A 4672-nucleotide genomic window follows, 5' to 3' on the forward strand; every position below is an offset into this window, starting at 1 on the left:
CCACCCCACCCTACGAGCCCACCGAACGCCGCCCTTTCCCAACGTAGGAACCAGCCGTCCCACCGGGAAGTCCGGCCTCCGCCTCAAGGAGAATCAAGTCATGACTTCTGGACGTTTCGCCCCCTTCTTCGCCGGGTTGCTCCTGCTCACCACCGGCGCCTGTGGCGGAGGAGCCGCCCCCTGCACGGAGTGCCCCGCGGTCGAAGGCCGCTACCGGCTGCAGTTCAACCCGGACGCGGGCGTGCCCTCGGAGTGCGCGCTCCTGGGGGTGGAGGTTCCCACGGGTGAAGTCCTGGACATCGCCCGCTCGGGCGAAGACCTCGCCAGCCGACTGGCGGGCGTCCCTGTCCGGGGCACCATCACCGCGCAGGGGACCTTCCTGCTGACGGGAACGGGAGCGCCCACGGCGAACCGGACGGACACGCTGACGCTCACCGGCAGCTACACGGCGCCGCTGACGGATGGCGGGACGGCGTCCATCGCCGGCGTCCTCACGGGCAGCTACGTGCGCGCGGCCGACACGGGGGGACAGCGCTGCAACGTCAACACTCCGTTCTCGGCGACCCGGGACTGAGCCACGGGCCGCACGAGCGCGGTCGGGACGACTACTTCTTCTTCGACTCGGCGGCGGCCTTCGCCTCGGCCTTGTTCTTCTTCGCCCGCTTCTTCCAGGCCTGCTTGATCTTCATCTGCACGCGACGGTGCTTGCTCTTGCTGCGGGCCATCTTTGACTCCTGTGCTCCGTACGGAGACGTGAAAAGAGGGGCTTAACTATCAGAACCCGCCGGGCTCCCGGAAGAGGAACCCTCTGGGCCCCCCGGCTCGCCGGGGTCGTCCGGTGCCGGACGGGTGGGAAACGGGATTCCCTCGGCGCTCCGGACCTGGGTCGGCCGGGCGGTGGACGCCTTCACGTCCCCCTCCCGGTCCTCGGTGCCGGGCCGCTCCCTGGCCGCCGGGGCGCTCGACTGCTGGGGGCGCTTCTTCACGGAGGCGAAAATCGGCTTGTAGGCGTCCAGGAAGCGCCGGACCTCGTCCAGGGGGAGCGCCGGGCAGTGGTTTCCGTTGGCCCCCGTCATGGACGTGGCCATGCACATGGCGTTGAGGATGGCCTCCTCGGTGGCCTCCATGACGGCCTCGTAGAGGGGGTCCAGGCGCTGGTCCAGGAGGAGCTTCAGCTTGTAGACCATCTTCTGCGTGCGCCGGGGGATGATGTTCGCCGTGGAGAAGCCGACGACAATCTCCCCCGAGCCGTGCGCCGCGTAGCTGCCCACCCGGCCAATGCCCAGCGCCACGCGCTTGCAGAGGCGGTTGATTTGATGGCTCAGCAGCGGCGCGTCCGTGGCCACCACCGCGATGATGGAGCCGTACGTCTGGCCGCGCTTGGGTGTGTCCTTGAACTTCTCCGCCAGCACCTCGCCCACGGGCAGGCCGCCCACGCGCAGGTTGTGCATCTTCCCGAAGTTGGACATCACCAGCACCCCCAGCGTGTAGCCGCCGAGGACCTCCGGCAGCTTGCGGGAGGACGTGCCGATGCCGCCCTTGAAGTCGCACGTCACCATGCCGGTGCCGCCGCCCACGTTCCCCTCGGCCACGGGGCCGTTGGAGGCGGTGTGGATGGCCTCGAAGACATGCTCCTCGCGCACGTGGCGCCCGGAGATGTCGTTGAGCCAGGAGTCGTCGCACTCCCCCACCACGGGGATGATGACGTCGTGCTCGTCGCCGATGCCGGGGTAGCGGTCCACCAGGTAACGCGCCACGCCGTCCGACACCGCCCCCACCGCCATGGTGTTGGTGAGGAGGATGGGCGTCTCGATGAGGCCCCACTCCATGAGCTGCGTCATGCCGGAGACCTCGCCCGCGCCGTTGAGCACGAAGCCGCCGCCCGTCATGCGCTCCATGAAGATGTTCCCCTGGTTGGGGAGGATGGCGGTGACCCCCGTGCGCACCGGACCGTGCCCGGGGCGCAGCGGGCCCTCGCCCCGTATCAACGTGCTGTGCCCGACGAGCACCCCCTCCACGTCGGTGATGGCGTTGAACTTGCCGGGCTTGAAGCGCCCCAGCGGCAGGCCCAGCTCACGGGCCCGGACGCGCGGACCGGTCTCCTCGGGGATGTGCACCATGGAGGGGGACACTAACCGACCGCTCCCCACCGTCAACCACTCCACCCGGCCCCGCCCGCCGCCTCGGTGGGCGGACTCGGGCCGGGGCGTCACGTGGGACTCAGGCCTTCGCGTCCACGCGCGGCAACGGCTCCGCCGCTGGGGATGCCGGTGCGGGGGCCGTCACGGCCACGGGCGGCGCGGCGGCGGGAGCCCCCTCTTCCAGGGGCACGCTCTTGCGCAGCACCGAAGCGGGGTGCTCGCTGGCGGCGCGGCGCGCCTCGCGCTCCTTGTAGCGGCGGATGGCGGGGGCCATGATTTCGCCGATGAGCCCCCGGTAGTCCATGCCGGCGCCCTGGGCGATGAGCACCAGGTCGCTCCAGCCCGGCGTCAGGCCCGGCAGCGGGTTACACTCGATGAAGTAGATGCGCCCCTTGTCGTCCATGCGGAAGTCGATGCGCGCGACGTCGCGGCACCCCAGCGCCATGAACGAGCTGCGCGCCGCCGTGCGCAGCCGCTCCAGCAGCGCGGGCTCCAGCTTCGCCGGCGCGTCGTAGCGGATGCGGTCCGTCCAATCGAGCTTGTGCTGGAAGCTGTAGACGGGGTTCTTCTCCTCCCGGTCCAGGAAGACGATCTCCATGGGCGGCAGGACGCGGGGACGCCGCTCGCCCAGCAGGCCCACGGTGAACTCACGGCCGCGGATGTACTCCTCGATGAGCGCCGGCTGCTGGTACTTGCCGGCGATCTCGCGCACCACCTCGCGCAGCTCCGCCTCGCTGTGGCAGACGCTCTTGGTGACGACGCCCTTGGAGCTGCCCTCCGCCACCGGCTTCACGATGAGCGGGAAGCTGGTGAACTCCTTGTTGAGGCGCTCCTTGCCCGTCGCCATGAGCTGGAAGTTGGGCGTGAGGATGCCGGCCTGCCGGACAATCTTCTTCGCCAGGCCCTTGTCCAGGGCGATGGACAGCGTGGCCGGGTCCGAGCCCGTGTACGGGATGTCCAGCAGCTCCAGCAGCGCCGGGACCTGGCTCTCGCGGTTGCGGCCCTTGAAGCCCTCCGCGATGTTGAACACCACGTCCAGCGGCGTGCTCGACAGCACCGAGGGCAGCTCGGCCGTGGCCTCCAGGTCGATGACCTCGTGGCCCCACGACGCAATCGCCTCGCGGATGGCCTGGAGCGTGTTCGGCGAGTCGTACTCCGCCTCGCTGTCCTCCACCGTCTCCGCCGTGGCCGTGGGCTTCACGCGCTTCACGTTGAAGCTGAAGCCCACGCGCAGCGGACCGCTCTTGCGCGCCGGCTTGCCCTGGCGGCGCGACGAGTCCTTGATTTTGTACCGCTTCGCCGCGCTGGTGATGATGGAGTTGATGACCCCATCCAGGTGCAGGCCGTCCAGCTCCGCGGACGCGTAGATGCCCGCGCCCGGCTCCAGGCTGGGGAGCGCGTTGATCTCCAGGAAGTACGGCACGCCGGCGTCGCTGAGGCGCACGTCGATGCGGCCCAAATCACGACAGTCGAGCGCCTGGTACACCTTCTGCGCCATCCGCCGGATGTCCTCCGCCGTGCGAGGCGGAATCTGCGCCGGGGCGCGCACGCTGACCGCGCCCTCCCGCGACGTCTTCAGCGCGTAGTCGTAGATGGCGTACTTGCGGTCCTGCGTGACGGACGGGTCGATGACGTACTCCACCGGGGTGAGCACGCCGTCGTAGTCATTGTCCACCGACTCCAGGAACGGCACCGCGAGGTCGCGGCCGGAGATGTACTCCTCCACCAGCACGCCGGACGGGTACTTCTCCAGCGCGGCGGCGACCTTGGCGCGGACCTCGTCCAGCGTCTCCGCGATGGAGTCCTGGGTGATGCCCTTGGAGGACCCTTCGAAGTTGGGCTTCACGATGACGGGGAAGCGCAGGTTCTCCGCGGACAGCTCGCTGAGCTTCTCCACGTACTGCCAGCCGGGCGTGCGGATGCCCTGCTTGGACAGCACCAGCTTGGTGAGCTGCTTGTCGAGCGTCAGCGCCAGCGCGTACGCGTCCGAGCCCGTGTACGCGAAGCCCAGCTCGTCGAAGAGGGCCGGATAGAAGGCCTCGCGGAAGCGGCCGCGGCGCCCCTCGGCGGTGTTGAAGATGAGGTCGGGGCTGTAGGCCTCCAGCCGCGCCACGGTGCGCGAGGCCGGGCCGCTCACCTCGAAGCGCTCCAGCCGGTGGCCGATGCGCTCGATGGCCGCCGCGAGCGCGTTGACCGTCTCCTGCGTGTCGAACTCCGCCTCTTCTTCCAAATCAGACAGCCTGAGGTTGTGGGTCAGCGCGATGCGCACGGGTACCCCCTTCGCTTCCTGAACGACGAGCGTCCACGGCGCACCTTCGCCGCGGACATGAGCCTGCCGGAGGCGCGCTCATGCGCGACCGGCGTGCGTGCTGCAACGGTTACGCCCGCGACAACCTTCCCGTCGACCACCTGCGTCTGCGCCCAGGTGTCGCCCAGCCGCCAGCCCAGCGGGTCCCTCAGCACGCGCCACGCCTCCACGCCGCCGATGACGAGCAGCCCCGCCGCCGCGGCCACCGTCCCATGCGGCGCGG

General features: G+C 69.8%; 4 protein-coding genes and 1 pseudogene. 1 reads left to right on the plus strand and 4 read right to left on the minus strand.

Going from position 1 to position 4672, the window contains the following annotated elements:
* The first annotated feature begins 100 nt into the window (after nt 1-100).
* Nucleotides 101-574 carry a hypothetical protein gene (locus tag HV824_RS34885; protein ID WP_176425199.1) on the plus strand — a complete coding sequence of 158 codons (474 nt, stop codon included), beginning with the start codon at nt 101-103 and terminating at the stop codon, nt 572-574.
* A gap of 31 nt (nt 575-605) precedes the next feature.
* On the opposite strand, the gene HV824_RS34890 is transcribed toward HV824_RS34885, so the two are convergent.
* From HV824_RS34890 to HV824_RS34905, 4 genes and pseudogenes are all read right to left on the minus strand, one after another.
* Nucleotides 606-725 (minus strand): hypothetical protein, encoded by a 120-nt coding sequence (locus HV824_RS34890; protein WP_002636551.1) that lies wholly within the window; start codon nt 723-725, stop codon nt 606-608.
* A gap of 42 nt (nt 726-767) precedes the next feature.
* Nucleotides 768-2120, minus strand: a complete 1353-nt coding sequence (locus HV824_RS34895) for a P1 family peptidase (protein WP_176416164.1) — start codon at nt 2118-2120, stop codon at nt 768-770.
* A 100-nt stretch (nt 2121-2220) separates the two neighbouring features.
* Nucleotides 2221-4410: an ATP-grasp domain-containing protein gene (locus HV824_RS34900; RefSeq protein ID WP_176425200.1), complete on the minus strand. Its 2190-nt coding sequence runs from the start codon at nt 4408-4410 to the stop codon at nt 2221-2223.
* A pseudogene (locus HV824_RS34905) lies at nt 4395-4672 on the minus strand (RDD family protein); the annotation flags it as partial. The pseudogene HV824_RS34905 and the gene HV824_RS34900, both read right to left, overlap by 16 nt.

This window comes from Myxococcus sp. AM009 (genome assembly GCF_013372605.1).
Lineage (GTDB): Bacteria > Myxococcota > Myxococcia > Myxococcales > Myxococcaceae > Myxococcus > Myxococcus vastator.

Excerpts from the sequence above, each read along its gene's own strand:
- HV824_RS34885 (WP_176425199.1), top strand. The coding sequence starts at position 101 with ATGACTTCTGGACGTTTCGCCCCCTTCTTCGCCGGGTTGCTCCTGCTC.
- HV824_RS34890 (WP_002636551.1), bottom strand. The coding sequence starts at position 725 with ATGGCCCGCAGCAAGAGCAAGCACCGTCGCGTGCAGATGAAGATCAAG.
- HV824_RS34895 (WP_176416164.1), bottom strand. The coding sequence starts at position 2,120 with ATGGTGCACATCCCCGAGGAGACCGGTCCGCGCGTCCGGGCCCGTGAG.